Below are 24,156 nucleotides of genomic sequence, written 5' to 3'. Positions count from 1 at the left end.
AAGACCGGATCGAAGGGCTGTCAAACTTATTTTTGAAAAAATTCAAAACTTTTTTCCAGCAATACAACCACTTACCGACGAAACAGGCGCCCTGCCCCGGATTTGCTGGGGCGTGACCACAAACACAGAACAACGTAGCCGCTGCCGAAGGCTGCGCTGGCCTGTGTGCACACCGGAGATCTCCAGCGAGGATATGGGCCAGCGCAGCCTGCGGCAGCGGCTACAGGGGAGAATCAGCCAAGGTCAGGCGATGCTGGCCAGCAGCTTTTCCCATTCCTTGTTCTCTTTCTTCGACACGCCGCCCAGCAGGTCCAGCGCCTGGCGCAGACGGAAGCGGGTCAGGTCCGGGCCCAGGATTTCCATGGCGTCCAGTACCGAGACCGAGCTGGCCTGGCCGGTGATGGCGGCGAACATCAGCGGCATGGCGTCACGCAGCTTCAAGCCCAGCGACTCGACCACGGCCTGGATGGTGGCGGTGATGCGGTCCTTCTCCCAAGTGCGCAGGGATTCCAGTTTCCACAGAATCAGCTGCATCACTTGGCGAACCTGATCGCATGACAGTTTCTTGTGCTCGAACAGACAGGCGTCCAACTGCAGGCCACCGGCGAAGAAGAAGCCGCCCAGCGGTGCGATCTGGCTGAAGGTTTCGACGCGGCCCTGCACATGCGGCGCGATCTTCATCATGTAGTCAGCGTTGAACGCCCACTTCTGCACGCGCGCGGCGAACTCGTGCACCGGCAGCTCACGCAACCACTGGCCGTTGAGCCAGGAGAGCTTCTCGATGTCGAAGATCGGACCACCCAGGGACACGCGCGACAGGTCGAAGTGCTCGACCATCTCGGCCAGCGAGAACTTCTCGCGCTCATCGGGCATGGACCAGCCCATGCGGCCCAGGTAGTTGAGCATCGCTTCAGGCATGAAGCCCATGCGCTCGTAGAAGGTTACCGAGGTCGGGTTCTTGCGCTTGGACAGCTTGCTCTTGTCGGGGTTGCGCAGCAGCGGCATGTAGCACAGCACCGGCTGTTCCCAACCGAAGTACTCGTACAGCTTCATCAGCTTGGGCGCCGACGGCAGCCACTCTTCGCCACGCAGCACGTGGGTGATACCCATCAGGTGGTCGTCCACCACGTTGGCCAGGAAGTAGGTGGGCAGGCCGTCGGTTTTCATCAGGACTTGCATGTCCATGCGGTCCCACGGGATCTCGACGTTGCCACGCAGCATGTCCGGCACCACGCACACGCCTTCGGTCGGCACTTTCATGCGGATCACGTGTGGCTCGCCAGCAGCCAGGCGGGCCGCCACTTCTTCTTTCGACAGCAGCAGCGCGCGGCCGTCGTAGCGTGGGGTTTCACCGCGGGCCATCTGCTCGGCACGCATCTGGTCCAGCTCTTCGGCGGTGCAGAAGCACGGGAAGGCATGGCCCAGGTCAACCAGCTGCTGAGCGTACTGCTTGTAGATGTCGCCACGCTCGCTCTGCCGGTACGGGCCGTGCGGGCCGCCTACGTCCGGGCCTTCGCTCCACTCGATGCCCAGCCAGCGCAGGGCGTCGAAGATCTGCTGTTCGGACTCGCGGGTCGAACGCAGCTGGTCGGTGTCTTCGATGCGCAGGATGAACTCGCCGCCATGCTGTTTGGCAAAGCAGTAGTTGAACAGAGCAATGTAGGCCGTGCCGACATGGGGGTCGCCAGTAGGCGATGGCGCGATACGAGTGCGAACGGTGGTCATGGTGTTCTCGGACAATAATATGAAACAAAGTAGGCGATGTTAGCAGGGCTGAGGTCTCCGGCTCCAGCAATGCGCCACATTACCGGCTATCAACGGCATGATTGCCGCTTGCCGGTGGCCAGCCAACCCTCGATTATCCCCGCTTGGCACCCTGCCCCACCCTTTCGACGGATCGACCATGCCTGCGCCGCTCAAACGCCGACTGCTGATATTCGCCACCCTGGTTCTGCTGATTGCCGCCGGTTTCTTCGGCCACTGGTGGTTCAAGGGCCGGTTCCTGGAAACCACCGACAACGCCTACGTGCAGGGTGAGATCACCCGCGTGTCCAGCCAGCTGGGCGCGCGCATCGACCAGGTGCTGGTGCAGGACAACCAGCACGTGAACCAGGGCGACCTGCTGGTGACCCTGGACGGCGCCGACTTCCAGTTCGCCGTGGAACGCGCCCAGGCCACCCTCGACACCCGTCAGGCCGAGCGCCTGCAAGCGCAGAGCAAACTGGCCCAGCAAGGCAGCCTGATTGCCGCCGGTGAAGCCCAGGTGGTGGCCAGCCAGGCCACCCTGGGCCGCAGCCAGATCGACCTGAACCGCGCCGAAGCGCTGCGCAAGCCCGGCTATGTGTCTGAAGAGCGGGTGACCACCCTGTCCGCCGACACCCGCGTAGCGCATTCCCAAGTCAGCAAGGCCCAGGCCGACCTGCAAGGCCAGCGCCAGCAGATCAACGCCCTGAACGCCGAGATCAAGCGCCTGGACGCACAGATCGCCACCGCCCGCACCGACCTGGCCCAGGCCCGGGTCAACCTGGCGCGCAGCCAGATCCACGCGCCCATCAGCGGCCTGATCGGCCAGCGCGCCGCGCGCCCCGGGCAATACGTGCAGCCTGGCGCCTACCTGCTGTCGATCGTGCCCGATGAAGACATCTGGGTGCAGGCCAACTTCAAGGAAACCCAGATCGGCCGCATGCAACCGGGGCAAACCGCGCACCTGACCTTCGACAGCTTCCCCGACCAGCCCATCGATGGCCGCGTCGAAAGCCTGTTCGCCGCCTCCGGTGCGCAATTCAGCCTGCTGCCCCCGGACAACGCCACCGGCAACTTCACCAAGGTGGTACAGCGCATCCCGGTGAAGCTGACCTTCGCCGCCGACAACCCGTTGCACGGCAAGATCCGCCCGGGCATGTCCGTGACCGTCAGCGTCACCGTCGCCGATGGCCGGTGATCAACTGCTGCGCCCGGTGGGTGAGCCCACCCGGCGCGACTGGATCGCGGTGATGAGCGTGATGCTCGGCGCCTTCATGGCGGTGCTGGACATCCAGATCACCAACTCCTCGCTCAAGGACATCCAGGGCGCCCTGTCGGCCACCCTGGAGGAAGGCTCGTGGATTTCCACCTCCTACCTGGTGGCCGAGATCATCATGATCCCCCTCACCGCCTGGCTAGTGCAGTTGCTGTCAGCGCGGCGCCTGGCGGTGTGGGTGTCGCTGGGTTTCCTGGCCTCCTCGCTGCTGTGCTCCATGGCCTGGAACCTGGAAAGCATGATCGTGTTCCGCGCCATGCAGGGCTTCACCGGCGGCGCGCTGATCCCGCTGGCGTTCACCCTGACGCTGATCAAACTGCCCGAGCACCACCGCGCCAAGGGCATGGCCATGTTCGCCATGACCGCCACCTTCGCCCCCTCGATCGGCCCGACACTGGGCGGCTGGCTGACCGAGAATTTTGGCTGGCAGTACATCTTCTACATCAACGTGCCGCCCGGCCTGCTGATGATCGCCGGGCTGCTCTACGGCCTGGAAAAGAAAGCGCCACACTGGGAACTGCTGAAAAGCACCGACTACGCCGGCATCCTCACCCTGGGCGTGGGCCTGGGTTGCCTGCAGGTATTCCTGGAGGAAGGCCACCGGCAAGACTGGCTGGAATCCAGCGAAATCGTGGTGCTGGCGGTGATCGCCCTGCTCAGCCTGACCAGCTTCGTGATATTGCAGGTATCGCGGCCCAATCCGCTGATCAACCTGGGCATCTTGCGCAACCGCAACTTTGGCCTGTCGAGCATCGCCAGCCTGGGCATGGGCGTGGGGCTGTACGGCTCGATCTACCTGCTGCCGCTGTACCTGGCCCAGGTGCAGAACTACAACGCCCTGCAGATTGGCGAGGTGATCATGTGGATGGGCCTGCCGCAGCTGGTGCTGATCCCGCTGGTGCCGCAGTTGATGAAAGTCATCTCACCGAAGATTCTCTGCACCCTGGGCTTCGGCCTGTTCGGCCTGGCGAGTTTTTCCTCGGGGGTGCTGAACCCGGACTTTGCCGGCAGCCAGTTCAACCAGATCCAGATCATCCGCGCCCTGGGCCAGCCGCTGATCATGGTAACCATCTCGCTGATCGCCACCGCCTACCTGCAACCCCAGGATGCGGGCTCGGCGTCGAGCCTGTTCAACATCCTGCGCAACCTGGGCGGCGCCATCGGCATTGCCTTGCTGGCAACGCTGCTGGATGCGCGCACCAAGGTGTACTTCGATTACCTGCGCGAGGCGGTGGTGCCGGGCAACCCGCAGGTGGCGGAGCGGCTGGGGCAGTTGAGCGAGCGGTTGGGCAGTGACACGGCGGCGCTGGGACGCATGAGCGAGATCGTGCATCAGCAGGCGCTGATCATGGCCTACAACGATGCGTTTCACTGGGTGGGGCTGGGGTTGGGGATTGCGATGGTGGCGGTGTTGTTGACGCGGGCGTTGCCCAAGGGTGTGGCGGTGGCTGCGGCGCATTGATCTGATTTTCGCGGTGAAGCCACCGGCCTCTCGCGAGCAAGCTTTGCTCCCACAGGTGTACGACTCAGTTGCGGTCAACACTGTGGGAGCAAAGCTTGCTCGCGATGGGCGCGACGCAATTCACCCGCGGTGCAACTTGCTCATCAACTCCGCCTCAGCCTGGGTCAACCCGCAGGACTGGGTCAGCTCATCCACACTGGCGCCCATGCCTACCAGGCGCGCGGCCTGGGCGAAGGACAGGCTGGAGGGGTCACGCTGTTCCAGCATGCTCAGCTTGTCCGGCAACGGCGCAACCACCGCGCGCAGTTCGTGAATGTCTTCACCCATGCGCACGGTGCCGTTCTGGTAATCCTCGACGCGGCGCGCCAGGTCCTTGATGCGCTGGTCGCGAATGGCATCGCCGGCCGCCTGCTGGGCGGCGATCTCACGCTGCCCGCGGATGGTGGACAGCAATACGGCGAGCGTGGCCACCCACAGGATGGCCAGAACGATGACGCCTACCTCTAAAATCAATCAGATGCTCTCCAGCTCGGACCACTCTTCCTCGGTCATCATCTTGTCCAGCTCAACCAGAATCAGCAGCTCGCCGTTCTTGTTGCACACGCCCTGGATGAATTTGGCCGATTCTTCGTTACCTACGTTTGGAGCAGTTTCCACTTCCGACTGACGCAGGTAAACCACTTCCGCCACGCTATCGACCAGAATACCGACGACTTGCTTGTCGGCTTCGATGATGACGATACGGGTGTTGTCGCTGACGTCGGCCGGCATCAGGCCGAAGCGCTGGCGGGTGTCGATCACGGTGACCACGTTGCCGCGCAGGTTGATGATGCCCAGCACGTAGCTTGGCGCGCCCGGCACCGGGGCGATTTCGGTGTAGCGCAGTACTTCCTGTACCTGCATCACGTTGATGCCATACGACTCATTATCCAGGCGAAAGGTTACCCACTGCAGAATAGGATCTTCGGAACCTTGTGCAGACGACTTCTTCATACCCCTAACCTCTCGAAAACCGTGATGACGGTGTGTGTGCAGTACAGTGGCGCCGGCGCGGCGCCGCTTGTCATTTAAGTTGTTGCATATGTTTCACGGCGCCGCTGGCAATCAGCTCGGCCAGGGCCGAGACGTCCAGCAGCGCGCACATGTGTTCGATCACCGTGCCCGCCAGCCACGGCCGTTGGCCACGCTGGCTGCGCCACTTGATCTCGGCCGGGTCCAGGCGCAGCGAACGGCTGACCTGATGCACCGCCAGCCCCCACTCGTAGCCCTGCACCGAAATCACGTACTGCAGGCCCTGCTGGAAATCGTCGCGGTAGCGGTCGGGCATCACCCAGCGCGCCGTGTCGAGCACCTTCAGGTTGCCGGCCTGGCTGGGCAGTATCCCCAAAAACCAGTTCGGCTGGCCGAACAGCGGCGTCAGCTCATGCCCGGCCAGGGCGTAGATCGAGCCCAGGCACACCAGCGGCACTGCCAGGGTCAGGCCGGCCACGTCGAACAGCAGGCACTCGAAAGGCTCTGCGGCCCAACTGGGACGGCCGTCAACCGTGGCCGGCGGCACGGCGCCCGGGGGCGTCGGCCGATGGACTTCCACTACAGGTTCCACCGGTGTTGCCACTATTTCGGCAGCAGGCGGCGAAACTTGCGCGGGTGGCTCTACCACTGGCGCGGGTGGCGTTACCACGGGCGCAGGCGCCGGCACCACTTCAGGGGCGCGGGCTACAGGCGGCGGCGCAACCTGGGCCTTGGGCTCGGGGCGCGCATCGCGCACCTGCTCTTCCAGTACGGCGGCCTGGAACTCGTCCAAAGCATCGTTGCTGGCTTCAAGCTCTTCGGTGGCGTCCTGCAGCAGGCCGTCCAGGTAGGACTGCAAGGCCAGCTGCGGCTTGGTAGCGGTAAACACCGTGCGGTTCATCAAGCCACCTGCGCGACAAGTTGCTGCGCCAGCAAATGCTTGAGCAGCACGCGGTAGGCGAGGACGCCGCGGCTTTTGGGGTCGAACTGCGACGGCGTCTGGCCCTTGCTGCTGGCGTCACGCAGGCGCGTATCCACCGGGATGAAGCCCTGCCAGATCTGCTCCGGGTAGGCATCCTTGAGCACCCGCAGGGTACCGATGGAGGCCTGGGTGCGACGGTCGAACAGGGTCGGCACGATGCTGAACGGCAGCGGCTGCTTGCGCGAACGGTTGATCATGGCAAGCGTACTGACCATGCGTTCCAGGCCCTTGACCGCCAGGTACTCGGTCTGCACCGGTATCACCAGCTGCTGGCTGGCCGCCAGGGCGTTGACCATCAGCACGCCCAGCAACGGCGGGCTGTCGATAATGGCGTAGTCGAAGTCCTGCCACAGCTGCGCCAAGGTTTTGGCGATTACCAGGCCCAGGCCGCTTTGGCCAGGCGATTGACGCTCAAGGGTAGCCAGCGCCGTGCTGGACGGCAGCAGCGCCACCTTTTCGTCGCTGGTGGGCAGCAACAATTGCCCCGGCAAGCCTGCCGGCACCTGGCCCTTGTGCAGGAACAGGTCGTAGCAGCTGTGCTCCAGCGCATCGGGATTGTGCCCGAAGTAACTGGTCATGGAACCGTGGGGGTCAAGGTCGACCACGACCACGCGCTTGCCCGCCTCGGCCAGCAGGCCGGCCAGGGCGATGGAGGTGGTGGTCTTGCCGACCCCACCTTTTTGGTTGGCTACTGCCCAGACTCTCATGGGATTGTTTCCTCCCGGCACGGCAGCGAAGGCCTACCGAGACATGCGACTCAAGTTATAAAGCCGGTGACGGGGAATTGACAGCTTTGCCCCCCACCGACTGCGATACGGGCGACGGTGCAGTTTGTGTGCCAGCACGACGTAACGCCGCATCCGGCGTGACATTGGCGCTGCCGGCACCGGTAATGCTGCGGCGTACATCCAGGTTGCGCGAGATCACCAGCACCACGCGACGGTTGTGGGCACGCCCGTCGGCGGTGGCATTGGTGTCGATAGGCTGGAACTCGCCGTAACCCACCGAGGCCATACGCGACGGGTTGATGCCCTCCATCGCCAGCATGCGCACGATGCTCGAGGCCCGCGCCGAGGACAGTTCCCAGTTGGTGGGGTACTGCGCGGTGCGGATCGGCTGATCGTCGGTAAAGCCTTCCACATGGATGGGGTTGCCGAACGGCTTGATGATGTCGGCCACCTTGGCAATGATGCTGAACGCCTTGTCGCTGGGGATGGCGTCGCCACTGCCGAACAGCAGGCCGGACTTGAGCTCGATCTCGATCCACAGCTCGTTGCCGCGCACGGTCAACTGGTTGGACTTGATCAGGTCACCGAAGCCGTCGCGCACCTGGTCGGCGATGCTTTTGAGCGGGTCCTGCGCGGCGCTGGCAATGCCGGCGTCAGGCTGTTCGCTGTCGGTCACCAACGGCTCGGAGGGGCGCATGGTCAGCGGCCGCTCATCACCGATGGGGATGGGCTTGAGGCTGCGCTGGGGGTCGTTGAACACCCCCACCAGCGCCTGGGACAAGACTTTGTACTTGCCTTCGTTGATCGACGAGATCGAGTACATCACCACGAAAAAGGCGAACAGCAAGGTGATGAAGTCCGCATAAGACACCAGCCAGCGCTCGTGATTTTCGTGCTCTTCGGTATGACGACGGCGGGCCATGACTAATCCCTCACTCCATGAAGCCTTGCAGCTTGAGCTCGATGGAACGCGGGTTCTCGCCTTCGGCGATCGACAGGATGCCTTCGAGCAGCATCTCCCGGTACAGCGCCTGGCGCACGGCAATGGCCTTGAGCTTGTTGGCGACGGGCAGCAGGATCAGGTTGGCGGTGGCCACGCCATAAATGGTGGCGACGAAGGCCACGGCGATGCCGTTGCCCAGTTGCGAAGGGTCGGCCAGGTTGCCCATTACATGGATCAGGCCCATCACCGCACCGATGATACCGATGGTGGGCGCGTAGCCGCCCATGCTCTCGAACACCTTGGCGGCCTGGATATCGCGGGCCTCCTGGGTGAGGAAATCCACTTCCAGAATGCTGCGGATGGCCGCCGGCTCCGCGCCGTCCACCAGCAGTTGCAGGCCCTTGCGCGAATAGCTGTCAGGCTCGCTGTCGGCCACCGACTCCAGGCCCAGCAGGCCTTCCTTGCGCGCGGTAAGGCTCCAGTTGACCACGCGGTCGATGCCGCCGGCCAGGTCGATGCGCGGCGGGAACAGAATCCAGATGACGTTCTGCATGGCGCGCTTGAACGCACTGATCGGCGACTGCAGCAAGCAGGCCGCCAGGGTGCCGCCGATGACGATCAGCGCCGCCGGGCCATTGAGCAACGCCCCCAGGCTGCCGCCTTCCAGGAAGTTGCCGCCGATGATGGCGATGAAGGCCAGCAACAGGCCCAGTAAGCTGAGTACGTCCATCAGACACAGGCCTCGACCAGGTGCCGACCGATGTCGTCGAGGCCGTACACGGCATCGGCGAGGTTGGCTTTGACGATGGCCATGGGCATGCCGTAGATCACGCAGCTGGCCTCATCCTGAGCCCAGACGTGGCTGCCACCCTGCTTGAGCAGACGCGCGCCTTCACGGCCGTCCGCACCCATGCCGGTCAGCACCACGGCCAATACCTTGTCGCCATAGGACTTGGCGGCCGAGCCGAAGGTGATGTCCACGCACGGCTTGTAGTTCAAACGCTCGTCGCCCGGCAGGATCTTCACCGTGCCACGGCCGTCGACCATCATTTGCTTGCCACCCGGGGCCAGCAGGGCCAGGCCTGGGCGCAGCACGTCGCCGTCCTCGGCTTCCTTGACGCTGATGCGGCACAGCTTGTCCAGGCGCTCGGCGAAGGCCTTGGTAAAGGCCGCCGGCATGTGCTGGATCAGCACGATGGGCGCCGGGAAGCTGGCGGGCAACTGGGTCAGCACGCGCTGCAGGGCCACCGGGCCGCCAGTGGACGTACCGATGGCCACCAGTTTGTAGTTCTTGCGCTTGGGCGCAGGCGACGACGGTGCGTGCTCGGCCCGTGCCGGCGCATGGCTGGCCGCCGGGGTGCGGGCAGGCACCGGTCGTGGCGCAGGCGCATGGCTGCTGGCCAGGCTGCTGGTGGCAGCAGGTGCCGGCGCCGGTGCAGCGGGCGCCGGTGCGCTGTAGCTGGTGAAACGACGATTACTGCGCGAGATGGTATGCACCTTCTCGCACAGCATCTGCTTGACCTTCTCGGGGTTGCGCGAGATGTCTTCGAAATTCTTGGGCAGGTAATCCACCGCACCCGCGTCCAGCGCATCCAGGGTCACCCGGGCGCCTTCGTGGGTCAGCGAGGAGAACATCAGCACCGGGGTCGGGCAACGTTGCATGATATGACGCACGGCGGTGATGCCGTCCATCATGGGCATCTCGTAGTCCATGGTGATGACATCGGGCTTGAGCGACTGGGCCAGCTCGATCGCTTCCTTGCCATTGGTCGCGGTGCCCACTACCTGGATAGCGGGGTCCGACGAAAGAATTTCCGAGACGCGGCGGCGGAAGAAACCGGAATCATCCACCACCAGGACCTTGACTGCCATAAACACTCCATTAGAGGGCGGGCGCACCTTGCGCCCCGCCCCCAGAATCAAATACGCCGCGCTGCGTAGCGCTTGAGCATGCTCGGAACATCGAGAATCAGGGCGATGCGACCGTCACCGGTAATGGTGGCGCCCGACATGCCCGGCGTACCCTGGAGCATCTTGCCCAGTGGCTTGATGACAACCTCTTCCTGGCCCACCAATTGATCGACCACAAAGCCGATGCGCTGGGTGCCCACCGACAGAATCACCACGTGGCCTTCACGCTGCTCCTCGTGCGCGGCCGAACTGACCAGCCAGCGCTTGAGGTAGAACAGTGGCAGCGCCTTGTCGCGCACGATCACCACTTCCTGACCGTCGACCACGTTGGTGCGCGACAGGTCCAGGTGGAAAATCTCGTTGACGTTGACCAGCGGGAAAGCGAAGGCCTGGTTGCCCAGCATCACCATCAGGGTCGGCATGATCGCCAGGGTCAACGGCACCTTGATGACGATCTTCGAACCCTGGCCCTTGGCCGAGTAGATGTTGATCGAGCCGTTGAGCTGGGAGATCTTGGTTTTCACCACGTCCATGCCCACGCCGCGGCCCGACACGTCGGAAATCTCGGTCTTGGTGGAGAAGCCCGGGGCGAAGATCAGGTTGTAGCAGTCGGTCTCGCTCAGGCGGTCGGCTGCATCCTTGTCCATCAGGCCTTTTTCAACGGCCTTGGCACGCAGCACGTTGGGGTCCATGCCCTTGCCGTCATCGCTGATGGACAAGAGGATATGGTCACCTTCCTGCTCGGCGGACAGCACCACCTTGCCGTTGCGCGATTTGCCGGCGGCTTCGCGCTCTTCGGGGGTTTCCACGCCGTGGTCGACGGCGTTGCGCACCAAGTGCACCAGTGGGTCGGCCAGGGCCTCCACCAGGTTTTTGTCCAGGTCAGTCTCTTCGCCGATCAGCTCCAGGTTGATCTCTTTCTTGAGCTGGCGTGCCAGGTCGCGAACCTGACGAGGGAAGCGGCCGAAGACCTTCTTGATCGGCTGCATGCGGGTCTTCATGACTGCGGTCTGCAGGTCGGCGGTCACCACGTCCAGGTTGGACACCGCCTTTTGCATGGACTCGTCGCCGCTGTTGGCACCCAGGCGCACCAGACGGTTACGCACCAGCACCAGCTCGCCGACCATGTTCATGATTTCGTCCAGCCGCGCGGTGTCGACGCGCACGGTGGTTTCCGCTTCGCTGGGGGCGTGTTTTTCCGCAGCCGGGGCAGCAGCGCGAGCCGGGGCAGGCGCGGCGGCAGCCTTGGCCGGTGCCGGGGCGGCAGCGGGCTTGGCGGCCGGCTTGGCAGCCACCGGGGCAGCCACGGCGGCAGCGCCGGCAGCCCCGGCAGCAGGTTCGGTGAACTTGCCCTTGCCGTGCAGCTCGTCGAGCAGGGATTCGAATTCGTCGTCGGTGATCAGGTCACCGCCTGCCGCCTTCGGTGCTTCGCCTGCAGCAGGCGCGGCATCGGCGGGCTTGGCATCACCTGCGAGGGCGTCGGGCACAAAGGAGCCCTTGCCATGCAGCTGATCCAGCAAGGCTTCGAATTCGTCATCGGTGATTTCGTCGCTGGCCGCACCACTGGCGGCAGCCGGCGCAGCCGGGGTTGCCACGGCGTCAGGCGCGAACTGGCCCTTGCCATGCAACTGGTCCAGCAGCGACTCGAATTCGTCGTCGGTGATTTCGTCGCTGTCGGCGGCAGGCGCCTGACTGGCCGGTGCCTGGGCAACAGGCGCTTCGGCCTGGGCCTTGGCGGCATTGAGCGAGTCCAGCAGTTGTTCGAATTCACTGTCAGTGATGTCGCCTGAATCGGCAACTTCTTCGGCTTCCGGTGCCGGCTCCTCGACCACCGCCACGGCCTCTTCAGGGCCCGCAGGCTCCGCCAGGCGTGACAATGCTGCGAGCAGCTCAGGGGTGGCTGGGGTGATGTCGGTACGCTCGCGGACTTCGGTGAACATGCCGTTCACCGCGTCGAGCGCTTCGAGCACCACGTCCATCAGCTCCGAGTCCACGCGACGCTCACCCTTGCGCAGGATGTCGAACACGTTCTCGGCGATGTGACAGCACTCCACCAGCTCGTTGAGCTGGAGGAAGCCGGCGCCCCCTTTTACAGTGTGAAAACCGCGAAAAATTGCATTGAGCAAATCACCGTCATCGGGTCGGCTTTCCAGCTCGACCAATTGTTCGGAAAGTTGCTCAAGAATTTCACCGGCTTCTACCAGGAAATCCTGGAGGATTTCTTCGTCGGCGCCGAAGCTCATTTAACGTGCCCCTTAAAAACCAAGACTGGATAGCAGATCGTCGACATCGTCCTGACCGGACACAACGTCTTCACGTTTATCGGCATGAATCTGCGGACCTTCACCCCGAGTGGGATGTTTTTCTTGATCTTTTTCTGCACGAAGCTGATCACGATCGTGTTCGATACCCGCAAAGCGGTCTACCTGGCTGGCCATGAGCACCAGCTTGAGCAGATTGCTCTCCACTTCCGTGACCAATTGGGTCACGCGCTTGATCACCTGACCGGTAAGGTCCTGGTAATCCTGCGCCAGCAGAATGTCGTTCAGCGCGCCGGAGACCTTGCGGGTGCCCTGCTCGCTTTGCGTCAGAAAGCCGTCGACGCGCTTCACCAGCTCGCGGAATTCGGCGGCGCCGACTTCCTTGCGCATGAAGCGCTGCCAGTCGGCGCTCAGCGCCTTGGCATCGGTGCTCAGTTCATTGAGCACCGGCGTGCTCTGCTCCACCAGGTCCATGGTGCGGTTGGCCGCACCCTCGGTGAGCCTGACCACATAAGAGAGGCGCTCGGTAGCATCCGTGATCTGTGAAACTTCCTCGGCTTGCGGCATGTGCGGGTCAATCTGGAAACTGACGATCGCACTGTGCAGCTCGCGGGTGAGCTTGCCAACTTCCTGGTACAGGCCACGATCACGGGTCTGGTTCAGCTCATGGATCAATTGCACAGCGTCGCCGAATTTGCCTTTTTCCAGGCTCTCGACCAACTCCTGGGCATGTTTCTTCAGGGTCGACTCGAAGTCGCCCAAAGATGAGTTCTTATGCTCCATAGCACCCCCGTGGCGGACATCAGCTATTGACGCGCTCGAAAATCTTCTCGATTTTCTCTTTCAGCACTTGTGCCGTGAATGGCTTGACCACGTAGCCGTTGACGCCAGCCTGGGCCGCTTCGATGATCTGCTCGCGCTTGGCCTCGGCGGTCACCATCAGCACCGGCAGGTGCTTGAGGCGATCATCGGCGCGCACCTGGCGCAGCAGGTCGATGCCGGACATGCCAGGCATGTTCCAGTCGGTCACCAGGAAGTCGAAGCTGCCGCTGTGCAGCATCGGCAGTGCGGTGACGCCATCATCGGCTTCCTGGGTATTGGTGAAGCCCAGGTCGCGCAACAGGTTCTTGATGATCCGCCGCATCGTCGAGAAGTCGTCAACGATGAGGATTTTCATGTTCTTGTCCAATTAGACCTCCAAGCAGTCTTAAACGCGTCCGGTCCCCGAACGCGCATTCAATCAAATCTGGCTAGTGCACTACATGACGTGCGGCAAGGAAAATACCCATGCCGCATCCCCAAATCCAGCCCGGCATCACGCAATCGCGCCTGTAGCCGCTGCCGAAGGCTGCGCTGGCCCTCTTCACACTGGATATTTCCAGTGAACCCCAGGGCCAGCGCAGCCTGGCGGCAGCGGCTACAGGGCAGTGATACCCGAACCTTGAAAACCCCGTTTAGGCGCGTGCGCGCCATTCGCCCAGCCGGCTGCGCAGACGCGCCGCGCATTGGCTGTGCAACTGGCTGACCCGCGATTCGCTGACCCCCAGCACTTCGCCGATCTCCTTGAGGTTCAGCTCCTCATCGTAATAGAGGGCCAGAACCAGACGCTCGCGCTCCGGAAGATTGGCAATGGCGTCGGTCAATGCCGCCTGGAAGCGCTCGTCTTCCAGGTCCCGCGAGGGCTCAAGGCCCTGGCTGGCGCCATCCTCGTGCAGGCCTTCATGCTCGCCGTCCTGCAACAGGTCGTCGAAGCTGAACAGGCGGCTGCCCAGGGTGTCGTTCAAAATCGCGTAGTAATCATCCAGACTCAACTGGAGTTCGGCCGCAACTTCATGATCTTTAGCGTCGCGACCGGTTTTCGCTTCGATTGCGCGAATCGCGTCACTGACCATGCGGGTGTTGCGGTGCACCGAGCGCGGTGCCCAGTCACCCTTGCGCACCTCGTCCAGCATGGCGCCACGAATGCGGATACCGGCGTAGGTCTCGAAACTGGCACCCTTGGTGGAGTCGTACTTGGTCGACACCTCCAGCAGGCCGATCATGCCGGCCTGGATCAGGTCTTCGACCTGAACGCTGGCCGGCAGACGCGCCAGCAAGTGGTAGGCAATACGCTTGACCAGTGGCGCATAGCGCTCGATCAGCTCGTACTGCTGAGACTCGCGGGAGGCCTTGCTGTACATCCGATAGCCGCTGGCGCTCATGATACCGGCCCTGCACTGGTCTGCTGCACCAGGCGCTCGACGAAGAACTCCAGATGCCCGCGTGGGTTGGCTGGCAACGGCCAGGTGTCGACCTTCTGGGCGATGGCCTTGAAGGCCAGCGCGCATTTGGAGCGTGGGAACGCTTCGTAGACCGCGCGCTGTTTCTGCACGGCCTTGCGCACGCATTCGTCATACGGCACGGCGCCCACGTATTGCAGGGCCACGTCGAGGAAGCGGTCGGTCACCTTGGTCAGCTTGGCGAACAGGTTACGGCCTTCCTGCGGGCTCTGGGCCATGTTGGCCAGCACGCGGAAGCGGTTCATGCCGTAATCGCGGTTCAGCAGTTTGATCAACGCGTAGGCGTCGGTGATCGAGGTCGGCTCGTCGCACACCACCAGCAGTACTTCCTGGGCGGCGCGCACAAAGCTGACTACCGAATCGCCGATGCCGGCCGCGGTGTCGATCACCAGCACATCGAGGTTGTCGCCGATGTCGCTGAAAGCCTGGATCAGGCCTGCGTGTTGAGCGGGTGTCAGGTGCACCATGCTCTGGGTGCCGGACGCGGCCGGCACGATGCGGATGCCACCGGGGCCCTGGAGCAGCACATCGCGCAGCTCACAGCGGCCCTCGATCACATCGGCGAGGGTTCTTTTCGGTGTCAGGCCCAGCAGGACGTCGACGTTCGCCAGGCCAAGGTCTGCGTCCAACAACATCACTCGACGACCCAGTTCGGCCAGCGCCAGAGACAAGTTCACTGACACGTTGGTCTTGCCGACGCCGCCTTTGCCGCCTGTAACGGCGATCACCTGTACGGGATGCATGCTGCCCATGTTCGTTCTTTACCTTGTCTTACTTAGACCGAGGCCACATGACTGGCTGCGCTTTCAACAACTTGAAGAATGCCCGGCAGACCAACAATGTAGGTAGATTGCAACGACTTCATAACATTCACCTCAGCCAACACGTTTACTCGGGCTGTGGTAGAGATCAGCGAACATATCGGCCATGGCCTCTTCGCTGGGCTCATCCTGCATTTGCACGTTCACCGCGCGGCTGACCAACTGGTGCCGTCGTGGCAAGTGCAAATCGTCCGGAATGCGTGGCCCGTCGGTGAGATAAGCCACTGGTAGTTCATGACCAATCGCCAGGCTCAGCACTTCGCCAAGGCTTGCCGATTCGTCCAATTTCGTCAGGATACAACCTGCCAGCCCGCAACGCTTGTAACTATGGTAAGCGGCGCTCAACACTTGCTTCTGGCTGGTGGTGGCCAGGACCAGATAATTGCGCGACTTGATGCCGCGACCGGCCAGGCTTTCCAGCTGCAGGCGCAGGGCCGGGTCGCTGGCTTGCAGGCCGGCGGTATCGATCAGCACCACGCGCTTGCGCAGCAGCGGCTCCAGCGCCTGGGCCAGGGACTGGCCCGGGTCGACGTGGGTCACCGGCACATTGAGAATACGACCCAGGGTCTTGAGCTGCTCCTGGGCACCGATGCGGAAGCTGTCCATGCTCACCAGCGCGATGTTCTGCGCGCCGTACTTGAGCACGTAACGGGCTGCCAGCTTGGCCAGGGTGGTGGTCTTGCCCATGCCGGCAGGGCCGACCATGGCGATCACACCGCCCTCCTCCAATGGCTCCACCTCCGGGGTGGCGATCATGCGGGCCAGGTGCGCCAGCAACATGCGCCAGGCCTGACGTGGCTCGTTGATCTCGCCCACCATTTCCAGCAGCTCGCGCGACAGCGGGCCCGACAGGCCGATGCGCTGCAGGCGGCGCCACAGGTTGGCCTGGGCGGGCTTGCTGCCTTGCAGCTGCGTCCAGGCCAGGGAGCCAAGTTGCACTTCCAGCAGCTCGCGCAGGCCGTTGAGTTCCGAACGCATCGACTCGAACAGGCGCTGGTCTACCGGCGCGGCGGCAGGCGGGGCCTGCGGGCGTGGCGGTTCCTGGAACACCGGTTCCACCAGCGGCTCGGCCGCGGTCAGCGGCAGGCCGGCAAACAGCTGCCGGTTGGTGACCGCGTCGCTTTCGCCACGGGTGGTCAGTTCGGCCTGGGCATTGACGATACGCGACTGCGTTTTGCGCAGTTCGTCCTCAAGCTCCATGTTCGGCACACGCGGTGCCAGCGCGGACAGTTTGTAGTCCAGCGCGGCAGTGAGCTCGACGCCGCCGGCAATCCGACGGTTGCCGATGATCGCGGCATCGGCGCCCAGCTCGTCACGGACCAGCTTCATGGCCTGACGCATATCGGCGGCGAAAAAACGCTTAACTTGCATAACCCACTACCTCAGCCGTTGGGCCCTACTGTCGCAACGATAGTTACTTGCTTGTTGTCAGGAATTTCCTGGTACGCCAAGACATGTAAATTTGGTACTGCCAGGCGGCCGAAGCGCGAGAGCATCGCGCGGATCGGACCCGCCACCAGGAGGATCACCGGTTGCCCGGCCATTTCCTGGCGTTGTGCCGCATCGATCAGGGAACGTTGCAGCTTCTCGGCCATGCTTGGCTCCAGCAGAACGCCTTCTTCCTGACCTTGACCGGCCTTCTGCAAACTATTGAGCAATATCTGTTCCAACCTTGGTTCCAGGGTGATAACAGGCAGCTCGGAGTCAAGCCCTACAATGCTTTGGACGATTGCGCGGCTCAGGCCGACACGAACAGCCTGCACCAAAGCGGCGGTATCTTGACTCTTCACGGCGTTGTTGGCGATGGCTTCGGCGATGCTGCGAATGTCGCGCACCGGCACTTGCTCGGCCAACAGCGCCTGCAACACCTTCAACAGGTTGGACAGCGACAGCACGCCCGGCACCAACTCTTCGGCAAGCTTGGGCGAGCCTTTTGCCAGTACGGACAGCAATTGCTGGACTTCCTCGTGACCAATCAGCTCGTGAGCGTGCTTGGACAGGATCTGGTTCAAGTGCGTGGCCACTACCGTACTGGCGTCCACCACGGTGTAACCCAGCGACTGCGCCTGCGGCCGGTTGCTCAACTCGATCCATACCGCGTCCAGGCCAAAAGCCGGATCCTTGGCGGTAATACCGTTGAGGGTGCCAAACACTTGGCCCGGGTTGATCGCCAGCTCGCGGTCCGGGTAAATCTCGGCTTCGGCCAGGATCACGCCCATCAGCGTCAAACGGTAGGCGCTGGGCGCCAGGTCCAGGTTGTCGCGGATGTGCACGGTGGGCATCAGGAAGCCCAGGTCCTGGGACAGCTTCTTGCGCACACCCTTGATCCGCGCCAGCAGCTGGCCACCCTGGTTGCGGTCCACCAGCGGAATCAGCCGGTAGCCCACTTCCAGGCCGATCATGTCGATCGGGGTCACGTCGTCCCAGCCCAGCTCCTTGGTGTCCTGGGCGCGGGTCGGCGATGGCAGCAGGTCCTGCTGGCGCTGCACTTCGGCAGCGGCAGCCACCTTGGCCTCACTCTGTTTTTTCCACACCAGGTACGCAGCACCACCTGCCAGCCCTGCCAGAAACAGGAACGATACATGGGGCATGCCCGGTACCGCGCCCATCACCGCCATCAGGCCCGCGGACACCGCCAGCGCCTTGGGCGAGGCAAACATCTGACGGTTGATCTGCTTACCCATGTCTTCGGAGCCCGAAGCACGGGTCACCATGATGGCCGCGGCCGTCGACAGCAACAGTGATGGCAATTGTGCCACTAATCCGTCACCAATGGTCAGCAGAGCGTAAACCTTGCCCGCTTCGGAGAAACTCAAGCCGTGCTGGAAGATACCAACGGCCATGCCGCCCAGCAGGTTGATGAACAGGATCAGCAGGCCGGCGATGGCGTCACCGCGCACGAACTTGCTGGCACCGTCCATGGAACCGTAGAACTCGGCTTCCTGGGCCACTTCCAGGCGGCGCAGCTTGGCCTGGGCCTGGTCGATGAGGCCGGCGTTGAGGTCGGCGTCGATGGCCATCTGTTTGCCGGGCATGGCGTCCAGGGTGAAGCGCGCGCTCACCTCGGAGATACGCCCGGCACCCTTGGTCACTACCACGAAGTTGATGATCATGAGGATGGCGAACACCACCGCACCGACCACGTAGTTACCGCCGATCACCACCTCACCGAAGGCCTGGATCACCTTGCCCGCGGCCTGGTGGCCGTCGTGGCCGTGCAGCATCACCACCCGGGTGGACGCCACGTTCAGCGCCAGGCGCAGCAATGTGGCCACCAGAAGGATGGTGGGGAACACGGCGAAGTCCAGCGGCCGCAGGGCGTACACGCACACCAGCAGTACCACGATCGACAACGCGATGTTGAAGGTGAAAAACACGTCGAGCAAAAACGGCGGAACCGGCAACATCATCATTGCCAGCATGATCAACAGCAACAGCGGCACACCCAGACTGCCCCGGCCGAGGCCGACCAGGTTGCTGCGCGCGGTGTTGATTAACTGAGTGCGATCCACCGATAGTCCCCGTGATCTCAAGCAAACTTTTGACGCCTTGGTGGCGCTGTGGGTATGCCTTTGCAAGAACCTTTCCAACTTTTGTGGAAGGCGGGAAATTCGGTGTCGCCTGGTTCCCGGGCAGAGCCCGGTCCTACACCGATCACGGCAGTTGTGTCAGTGATGCAAAGCGGTCCGCCTTCGGAGGCGCTGCAGGTTCATTGCTGGAACCCTCAAAAGCGGACCGCTTTGCCTTCCTGACACAACTGCCGCGATCGGTGTAGGACCGGGCTCTGCCCGGGAACCAGACACCACCAATCAACTATCCCGACGCAAATCCGGTGGGATCGGCAGGTCCTTGAGCGGGATAGGCCGCTTGCCGCGCCCGGCGCGGTATTGGCGGATCTGGTAGACGTAGGCCAGCACCTGGGCCACGGCCAGGTACAGGCCGGCAGGAATCTGCTGCTCAAGCTCGGTGGAGTAGAAGATCGACCGCGCCAGCGCCGGTGATTCGAGGATCTGGATGTTGTGCTCGTTGCCGATCTCGCGGATCTTCAAGGCAATGAAGTCGGTACCCTTGGCCAGCAGCATCGGCGCATTGCCCTTCTCGGGGTCGTACTTGAGCGCCACGGCGTAGTGGGTCGGGTTGGTGATGATCACGTCGGCCGTGGGGATGGCCGACATCATGCGCCGCTGGGACATCTCGCGCTGCAACTGGCGAATGCGCTGTTTGACCTCCGGCCGCCCTTCGCTGTCCTTGTGCTCGTCGCGCACCTCCTGCTTGGTCATCAGCAGCTTCTGGCGCGACTGGTACATCTGGATCGGCACGTCCACGGCAGCAATGATCATCAAGCCCATGGACATCCACAGCGCGTTCCAGCCCACCAGTTGCACGCAGTGGATAATGGCCATTTCCAGCGGCTCGTGGGCAATGCTCAGCAGGTCGTTACGGTCCTTTTTCAACACGAACAGCGCCACCAGCAGCACCACGAAAAATTTCGCCAGCGCCTTCAGCAGCTCGGTCAGCGCGTGCATGGAGAACATGCGCTTGATGCCGCTGAGCGGGTTCATGCGACTGAATTTGGGCGCCAGGGACCCCGGCGAGAACAGCCAGCCCCCCAGGGAGATGGGCGCGATGAACGACACCACGATCAGCACCACCAGGATCGGCATCACCGCGCTGATCGCCAGCTTGCCCGACGCCAGCAGGAACAGGCCCATCTGGCTCTGATCCAGAATGGCCTCGCGGCTGAGGTGGAAGTTCATGCGCATCAGCTCCATCAGCGTCTGCGCCAGATGCCCGCCGTAGGCCAGCAAGGCGCCGCAGCCGCCGATCATCACCGCCAGGGTGTTGAGCTCCTTGGAGCGGGCCACTTCGCCATTTTCACGCGCCTCACGGAGTTTTTTCTCCGTGGGGTCTTCTGTCTTGTCCTGACCGCTCTCGCTTTCTGCCATGTCAGCGTGCCCGTGCCAGCTCGCGCAGCCACTGCAAGGCCTCGGTGGCCATGGGCTGGTATTGGTTGAGAATATCGCCCAGGCTCAGCCACAGGATCACCATGCCCATGACCAGCGTCAGCGGAAAGCCGATGGAAAAGATGTTCAACTGCGGCGCGGCGCGAGTCATCACGCCGAAGGCGACGTTGACCACCAGCAGCGCGGTGATGGCCGGCAACACCAGGACCACCGCCGCCGCCAGCACCCAGCTCATGTGCATCACCAGTTCCCAGAACTGATTGACCAGCACACCGCCGCCCACCGGCAAGGTGGTAAAGCTCTCCACCAGCACTTCGAACGCAACCAGGTGGCCGTTCATGGCCAGGAACAGCAGGGTCACCAGCATGGTGAAGAACTGCCCCACCACCGCCGTCTGCACGCCGTTGACCGGGTCGTTCATGGAAGCGAAGCCCATGCCCATCTGGATGGCCAGGATCTGCCCGGCAATCAGGAAGGCCTGGAACAGCATCTGCAGGGAGAAACCCAGCAACGAGCCGATGATGATCTGCTCACCCGCCAGCATCAGCCCTTTGAGCGTCAAGGCATCCACCACCGGCATCGGCGGCAGCGACGGCGCGATCACCACCGTGATGGCCAGGGCCAGGTACAGGCGAATGCGCTTGGAGACCATGGTGGTGCCGAACACCGGCATGGCCATCAGCATGGAACCCACGCGAAACAGCGGCAGCATGAAGCTGGCGACCCAGGCGCCGATCTGGGCGTCGGTCAGGTGCAGGAGCGGGTTCATCCAATCACTTGCGGGATGCTGGTGTACAAGTTGGTGATGTACTCCATGAACGTACGCACCAGCCACGGCCCGACGATGATCAGGGTGATCAGCATCACCAGCAGGCGCGGCAGAAAGCTCAGGGTCTGTTCGTTGATCTGCGTGGCCGCCTGGAACATGGCCACGATCAGGCCCACCACCAGGCTGGGCACCACCAGGATGCCGACCATCACGGTGGTCAGCCACAACGCGCTGCGAAACAGGTCAACAGCCACTTCAGGGGTCATGACGAATCTCCGTGGGGCGCCTCAGACGCCGCCAAAACTGCCGGCCAGGGTACCGATGATCAATGCCCAGCCATCTACCAGCACAAACAGCATGATCTTGAACGGCAGCGAAATGATCAGCGGCGACAGCATCATCATACCCATCGCCATCAGCACGCTGGCTACCACCAGGTCGATGATCAGGAACGGGATGAAGATCATGAAGCCGATCTGGAACGCGGTCTTGAGTTCGGACGTGACGAACGCCGGCACCACGATGGTCAGCGGCGCCTGGTCGGGGCTGGCGATGTCGGTGCGCCGCGACAGGCGCATGAACAGGTCCAGGTCACTCTGGCGCGTCTGCGCCAGCATGAAGTCCTTCACCGGCCCTTCGGCCTTGAGCACCGCATCCTGGGCGCTCATTTTCTCGGCCAGGTACGGTTGCAGGGCCTGCTGGTTCACCTTGTCGAACACCGGCGCCATGATGAACATGGTCAGGAACAGCGCCATGCCCGTCAGCAACTGGTTGGACGGCGTCTGCTGCAGGCCCAGGGCCTGACGCAGGATGGAGAAGACGATGATGATGCGGGTAAAGCTGGTCATCAGCATGACGAACGCCGGAATAAAGCTCAGCGCCGTCATGATCAGCAGAATCTGCAGGCTGACCGAGTATTCCTGCTGGCCGTTGGCGCCAGTGCCCAGGGTGATCGCCGGGATCGACAACGGGTCGGCAGCCAGCGCCATCGGCGCGGCCACCACCAGTGCCAGGGTCAACAAAAAGCGCAACGCGCCCATCAGTGCTTATCCTTGTGGTCCTTGCCCAGCAACTCCATCAGGCGCTGGGCAAACTCTGGCGAGGCCGGCTTGGTTTTCGCCGGCATCTCGATAGGCTGCTGCATCACGTGCAGCGGGGCAATGCGGCCCGGGCTCAGGCCCAGCAGAATCTGCTCACCGCCCACCTGCACCAGCACCAGCCGGTCGCGCGGGCCCAGGGCACGCGAGCCCAGCAGCTCGATCACTTGGCCACCGCTGGGGGCGTTCTGCTGAACGCGGCGCAGCACCCAGGCCAGGGCGAAGATCAGGCCGATGACCAGCAACAGCCCCAGCATCAGCTGCGTCAGTTGCCCGGCAATGCCCCCGCCCAGGGCCGAACCCACCGCCGGCGCGGCGGGTGCCGCGGCCGGGGCAGCGCCTGGCGCAGGCGGCGTCACGGTGGCGGCGAATGCCGGCAGTGGCAGGGCCAGCAGCAACGTCAGCAAGCGGCCCATTCAGCGCAGCTTCTTGATACGTTCGCTGGGGCTGATCACGTCGGTCAGGCGGATGCCGAACTTCTCGTTGACCACCACGACTTCGCCATGGGCGATCAGCGTGCCGTTGACCAGCACGTCCAGCGGCTCGCCGGCCAGGCGGTCCAGCTCGATCACCGAGCCCTGGTTGAGTTGCAGCAGGTTGCGGATGTTGATGTCGGTGGCGCCCACTTCCATGGAGATGGTCACCGGGATGTCCAGGATCACGTCCAGGTTGGGGCCGTCCATGCTCACCGGGCCGTTATGCTTGGGCGAGCTGCCGAATTCTTCCATCGCCAGGCGCGAGCCGCCCGAGCTGCCGGCGTCGGCGGCCAGCAGTGCATCGATGTCGCTTTGCCCGGCGTCGCCGGATTCACCCAGGGCCGCAGCCCATTCGTCAGCCAGGGCCTGGTCTTCCGGGGAGGTCATTTCGTGTTCGTCAGCCATCAGAGGTCCTCGACGGGCAGTAAATTCAGGGTTGTAGGCTTATCGACACTGCCTTAGCGGCGCTCGATCGGCTCGATTACTTGCAATGCCAGGTTGCCCTTGTGGGAGCCCAGCTTGGCCTTGAAAGACGGCACGCCGTTGGCGCGCAGAATCAATTCTTCCGGCAGTTCCACCGGGATCACGTCGCCGGGCTGCATGTGCAGGATGTCGCGCAGGCGCAGCTGGCGACGGGCAACCGTGGCACCCACCGGCACGCTGACGTCCAGCAGGTCTTCGCGCAGGGCCTTGCTCCAGCGCTCGTCCTGGTCGTCCAGGTCGGACTGGAAGCCGGCGTCGAGCATCTCGCGAATCGGCTCCACCATCGAGTACGGCATGGTCACGTGCAGGTCGCCGCCACCGCCATCGAGTTCGATGTGGAAGGTGGACACCACTACCGCTTCGCTTGGGCCGACGATGTTGGCCATGGCCGGGTTCACTTCGGAGTTGATGTACTCGAAGTTCACTTCCATGATCGCCTGCCAGGCTTCCTTCATGTCGATGAAGGCCTGGTCCAGCACCATGCGCACCACGCGCAGTTCGGTAGGCGTGAACTCACGCCCTTCGATCTTGGCGTGGCGGCCATCGCCACCGAAGAAGTTGTCCACCAGCTTGAACACCAGCTTGGCGTCGAGGATGAACAGGCCGGTACCGCGCAAGGGTTTGACCTTGACCAGGTTGAGGCTGGTGGGCACGTAAAGCGAGTGCACGTATTCACCGAATTTCATCACCTGCACACCGCCCACCGCCACGTCCGCCGAGCGGCGCAGCAGGTTGAACATGCTGATGCGGGTGTAGCGGGCAAAGCGCTCGTTGATCATCTCGAGCGTCGGCATGCGGCCGCGCACGATACGGTCCTGGCTGGTCAGGTCATAACTTTTGACGCTGCCAGGCTCGCCAATACTCTCGGTCTGCACCAGCCCATCGTCGACGCCGTGCAACAGGGCGTCGATCTCATCCTGGGACAGCAGGTCTTGCACGGCCATGTCGTG

General features: G+C 63.1%; 24 protein-coding genes. 2 read left to right on the top strand and 22 right to left on the bottom strand.

What is annotated here, in order from left to right; translation table 11 throughout:
- Positions 1 to 243: 243 nt before the first annotated feature.
- Positions 244 to 1,725, bottom strand: coding sequence for a glutamate--tRNA ligase (gene gltX, locus ACZ9GA_RS04600; protein WP_457356851.1), 1,482 nt, complete (start codon positions 1,723 to 1,725; stop codon positions 244 to 246).
- A gap of 178 nt (positions 1,726 to 1,903) precedes the next feature.
- Between gltX and ACZ9GA_RS04595 the strand changes: the two genes are divergently transcribed.
- Positions 1,904 to 2,941, top strand: coding sequence for an HlyD family secretion protein (locus ACZ9GA_RS04595; RefSeq protein ID WP_457356852.1), 1,038 nt, complete (start codon positions 1,904 to 1,906; stop codon positions 2,939 to 2,941).
- Positions 2,931 to 4,481: a DHA2 family efflux MFS transporter permease subunit gene (locus tag ACZ9GA_RS04590; RefSeq protein WP_476226370.1), complete on the top strand. Its 1,551-nt coding sequence runs from the start codon at positions 2,931 to 2,933 to the stop codon at positions 4,479 to 4,481. The genes ACZ9GA_RS04595 and ACZ9GA_RS04590 overlap by 11 nt, the downstream gene beginning before the upstream one ends.
- 120 nt (positions 4,482 to 4,601) lie before the next feature.
- On the opposite strand, the gene ACZ9GA_RS04585 is transcribed toward ACZ9GA_RS04590, so the two are convergent.
- The 21 genes from ACZ9GA_RS04585 to fliM all read right to left on the bottom strand — a co-directional run bounded on the left by ACZ9GA_RS04585 (position 4,602) and on the right by fliM (position 24,150).
- Complete coding sequence (locus tag ACZ9GA_RS04585; RefSeq protein ID WP_027981644.1) at positions 4,602 to 4,994, bottom strand: DUF2802 domain-containing protein; 393 nt, start codon at positions 4,992 to 4,994, stop codon at positions 4,602 to 4,604.
- Positions 4,995 to 5,474, bottom strand: a complete 480-nt coding sequence (locus ACZ9GA_RS04580; protein WP_027981645.1) for a chemotaxis protein CheW — start codon at positions 5,472 to 5,474, stop codon at positions 4,995 to 4,997.
- Between the two features lie 70 nt (positions 5,475 to 5,544).
- Entirely contained in the window at positions 5,545 to 6,393 is an 849-nt protein-coding gene (locus ACZ9GA_RS04575) for a CheW domain-containing protein (RefSeq protein ID WP_027981646.1), read from the bottom strand.
- On the bottom strand, positions 6,393 to 7,181 hold the full coding sequence (locus tag ACZ9GA_RS04570) for a ParA family protein (RefSeq protein WP_027981647.1): 789 nt from the start codon (positions 7,179 to 7,181) through the stop codon (positions 6,393 to 6,395). Before ACZ9GA_RS04570 ends, ACZ9GA_RS04575 begins: the two co-directional genes overlap by 1 nt.
- Positions 7,182 to 7,236: 55 nt before the next feature.
- Entirely contained in the window at positions 7,237 to 8,124 is an 888-nt protein-coding gene (motD, locus tag ACZ9GA_RS04565; RefSeq protein ID WP_457356853.1) for a flagellar motor protein MotD, read from the bottom strand.
- Positions 8,125 to 8,134: 10 nt separating this feature from the next.
- Complete coding sequence (locus ACZ9GA_RS04560; RefSeq protein ID WP_457356854.1) at positions 8,135 to 8,875, bottom strand: flagellar motor protein; 741 nt, start codon at positions 8,873 to 8,875, stop codon at positions 8,135 to 8,137.
- Positions 8,875 to 10,017 (bottom strand): protein-glutamate methylesterase/protein-glutamine glutaminase, encoded by a 1,143-nt coding sequence (locus tag ACZ9GA_RS04555; RefSeq protein WP_457356855.1) that lies wholly within the window; start codon positions 10,015 to 10,017, stop codon positions 8,875 to 8,877. The genes ACZ9GA_RS04560 and ACZ9GA_RS04555 overlap by 1 nt, the downstream gene beginning before the upstream one ends.
- Before the next feature lie 47 nt (positions 10,018 to 10,064).
- Positions 10,065 to 12,299, bottom strand: coding sequence for a chemotaxis protein CheA (locus ACZ9GA_RS04550; protein ID WP_457356856.1), 2,235 nt, complete (start codon positions 12,297 to 12,299; stop codon positions 10,065 to 10,067).
- A 12-nt stretch (positions 12,300 to 12,311) separates the two neighbouring features.
- Positions 12,312 to 13,100, bottom strand: a complete 789-nt coding sequence (locus ACZ9GA_RS04545; protein ID WP_027981652.1) for a protein phosphatase CheZ — start codon at positions 13,098 to 13,100, stop codon at positions 12,312 to 12,314.
- Positions 13,101 to 13,119: 19 nt separating this feature from the next.
- Complete coding sequence (locus tag ACZ9GA_RS04540) at positions 13,120 to 13,494, bottom strand: chemotaxis response regulator CheY (RefSeq protein ID WP_457356857.1); 375 nt, start codon at positions 13,492 to 13,494, stop codon at positions 13,120 to 13,122.
- Between the two features lie 277 nt (positions 13,495 to 13,771).
- Positions 13,772 to 14,521: an RNA polymerase sigma factor FliA gene (gene fliA, locus ACZ9GA_RS04535; RefSeq protein WP_457363578.1), complete on the bottom strand. Its 750-nt coding sequence runs from the start codon at positions 14,519 to 14,521 to the stop codon at positions 13,772 to 13,774.
- Entirely contained in the window at positions 14,515 to 15,348 is an 834-nt protein-coding gene (fleN, locus tag ACZ9GA_RS04530) for a flagellar synthesis regulator FleN (RefSeq protein WP_008374846.1), read from the bottom strand. Before fleN ends, fliA begins: the two co-directional genes overlap by 7 nt.
- A gap of 123 nt (positions 15,349 to 15,471) precedes the next feature.
- On the bottom strand, positions 15,472 to 16,788 hold the full coding sequence (flhF, locus tag ACZ9GA_RS04525; protein WP_457356858.1) for a flagellar biosynthesis protein FlhF: 1,317 nt from the start codon (positions 16,786 to 16,788) through the stop codon (positions 15,472 to 15,474).
- 11 nt (positions 16,789 to 16,799) lie between these two features.
- Positions 16,800 to 18,929, bottom strand: a complete 2,130-nt coding sequence (gene flhA, locus ACZ9GA_RS04520) for a flagellar biosynthesis protein FlhA (RefSeq protein WP_457356859.1) — start codon at positions 18,927 to 18,929, stop codon at positions 16,800 to 16,802.
- A 297-nt stretch (positions 18,930 to 19,226) separates the two neighbouring features.
- Positions 19,227 to 20,363 carry a flagellar biosynthesis protein FlhB gene (flhB, locus tag ACZ9GA_RS04515; RefSeq protein ID WP_457356860.1) on the bottom strand — a complete coding sequence of 379 codons (1,137 nt, stop codon included), beginning with the start codon at positions 20,361 to 20,363 and terminating at the stop codon, positions 19,227 to 19,229.
- 1 nt (position 20,364) lies between these two features.
- Entirely contained in the window at positions 20,365 to 21,150 is a 786-nt protein-coding gene (gene fliR / locus ACZ9GA_RS04510) for a flagellar biosynthetic protein FliR (RefSeq protein WP_457356861.1), read from the bottom strand.
- Complete coding sequence (fliQ, locus tag ACZ9GA_RS04505) at positions 21,147 to 21,416, bottom strand: flagellar biosynthesis protein FliQ (RefSeq protein WP_457356862.1); 270 nt, start codon at positions 21,414 to 21,416, stop codon at positions 21,147 to 21,149. Before fliQ ends, fliR begins: the two co-directional genes overlap by 4 nt.
- Positions 21,417 to 21,437: 21 nt before the next feature.
- Positions 21,438 to 22,190: a flagellar type III secretion system pore protein FliP gene (fliP, locus tag ACZ9GA_RS04500; protein ID WP_027981660.1), complete on the bottom strand. Its 753-nt coding sequence runs from the start codon at positions 22,188 to 22,190 to the stop codon at positions 21,438 to 21,440.
- Entirely contained in the window at positions 22,190 to 22,663 is a 474-nt protein-coding gene (gene fliO / locus ACZ9GA_RS04495; protein WP_457356863.1) for a flagellar biosynthetic protein FliO, read from the bottom strand. Before fliO ends, fliP begins: the two co-directional genes overlap by 1 nt.
- Positions 22,664 to 23,128 carry a flagellar motor switch protein FliN gene (gene fliN, locus ACZ9GA_RS04490; RefSeq protein WP_457356864.1) on the bottom strand — a complete coding sequence of 155 codons (465 nt, stop codon included), beginning with the start codon at positions 23,126 to 23,128 and terminating at the stop codon, positions 22,664 to 22,666.
- 53 nt (positions 23,129 to 23,181) lie between these two features.
- Complete coding sequence (gene fliM, locus ACZ9GA_RS04485) at positions 23,182 to 24,150, bottom strand: flagellar motor switch protein FliM (RefSeq protein WP_027981662.1); 969 nt, start codon at positions 24,148 to 24,150, stop codon at positions 23,182 to 23,184.
- Positions 24,151 to 24,156: the final 6 nt, after the last annotated feature.

It is taken from the genome of Pseudomonas sp. TE3644 (assembly GCF_056278815.1).
This window is presented reverse-complemented; position numbering and strand designations above follow the sequence as displayed.

What these genes read in the sequence shown, in the direction of transcription:
- ACZ9GA_RS04550 (WP_457356856.1), bottom strand. Translation starts at nt 12,299, where the DNA reads ATGAGCTTCGGCGCCGACGAAGAAATCCTCCAGGATTTCCTGGTAGAA.
- ACZ9GA_RS04575 (WP_027981646.1), bottom strand. Translation starts at nt 6,393, where the DNA reads ATGAACCGCACGGTGTTTACCGCTACCAAGCCGCAGCTGGCCTTGCAG.
- flhB (WP_457356860.1), bottom strand. Translation starts at nt 20,363, where the DNA reads ATGGCAGAAAGCGAGAGCGGTCAGGACAAGACAGAAGACCCCACGGAG.
- fliP (WP_027981660.1), bottom strand. Translation starts at nt 22,190, where the DNA reads ATGGGCGCGTTGCGCTTTTTGTTGACCCTGGCACTGGTGGTGGCCGCG.
- fliR (WP_457356861.1), bottom strand. Translation starts at nt 21,150, where the DNA reads ATGAACCCGCTCCTGCACCTGACCGACGCCCAGATCGGCGCCTGGGTC.
- flhF (WP_457356858.1), bottom strand. Translation starts at nt 16,788, where the DNA reads ATGCAAGTTAAGCGTTTTTTCGCCGCCGATATGCGTCAGGCCATGAAG.
- gltX (WP_457356851.1), bottom strand. Translation starts at nt 1,725, where the DNA reads ATGACCACCGTTCGCACTCGTATCGCGCCATCGCCTACTGGCGACCCC.
- ACZ9GA_RS04595 (WP_457356852.1), top strand. Translation starts at nt 1,904, where the DNA reads ATGCCTGCGCCGCTCAAACGCCGACTGCTGATATTCGCCACCCTGGTT.
- ACZ9GA_RS04590 (WP_476226370.1), top strand. Translation starts at nt 2,931, where the DNA reads ATGGCCGGTGATCAACTGCTGCGCCCGGTGGGTGAGCCCACCCGGCGC.
- fliQ (WP_457356862.1), bottom strand. Translation starts at nt 21,416, where the DNA reads ATGACCCCTGAAGTGGCTGTTGACCTGTTTCGCAGCGCGTTGTGGCTG.
- ACZ9GA_RS04560 (WP_457356854.1), bottom strand. Translation starts at nt 8,875, where the DNA reads ATGGACGTACTCAGCTTACTGGGCCTGTTGCTGGCCTTCATCGCCATC.
- ACZ9GA_RS04555 (WP_457356855.1), bottom strand. Translation starts at nt 10,017, where the DNA reads ATGGCAGTCAAGGTCCTGGTGGTGGATGATTCCGGTTTCTTCCGCCGC.
- ACZ9GA_RS04540 (WP_457356857.1), bottom strand. Translation starts at nt 13,494, where the DNA reads ATGAAAATCCTCATCGTTGACGACTTCTCGACGATGCGGCGGATCATC.
- ACZ9GA_RS04580 (WP_027981645.1), bottom strand. Translation starts at nt 5,474, where the DNA reads ATGAAGAAGTCGTCTGCACAAGGTTCCGAAGATCCTATTCTGCAGTGG.
- fliO (WP_457356863.1), bottom strand. Translation starts at nt 22,663, where the DNA reads ATGGGCCGCTTGCTGACGTTGCTGCTGGCCCTGCCACTGCCGGCATTC.
- fliN (WP_457356864.1), bottom strand. Translation starts at nt 23,128, where the DNA reads ATGGCTGACGAACACGAAATGACCTCCCCGGAAGACCAGGCCCTGGCT.
- fliM (WP_027981662.1), bottom strand. Translation starts at nt 24,150, where the DNA reads ATGGCCGTGCAAGACCTGCTGTCCCAGGATGAGATCGACGCCCTGTTG.
- ACZ9GA_RS04570 (WP_027981647.1), bottom strand. Translation starts at nt 7,181, where the DNA reads ATGAGAGTCTGGGCAGTAGCCAACCAAAAAGGTGGGGTCGGCAAGACC.
- ACZ9GA_RS04545 (WP_027981652.1), bottom strand. Translation starts at nt 13,100, where the DNA reads ATGGAGCATAAGAACTCATCTTTGGGCGACTTCGAGTCGACCCTGAAG.
- motD (WP_457356853.1), bottom strand. Translation starts at nt 8,124, where the DNA reads ATGGCCCGCCGTCGTCATACCGAAGAGCACGAAAATCACGAGCGCTGG.
- fleN (WP_008374846.1), bottom strand. Translation starts at nt 15,348, where the DNA reads ATGGGCAGCATGCATCCCGTACAGGTGATCGCCGTTACAGGCGGCAAA.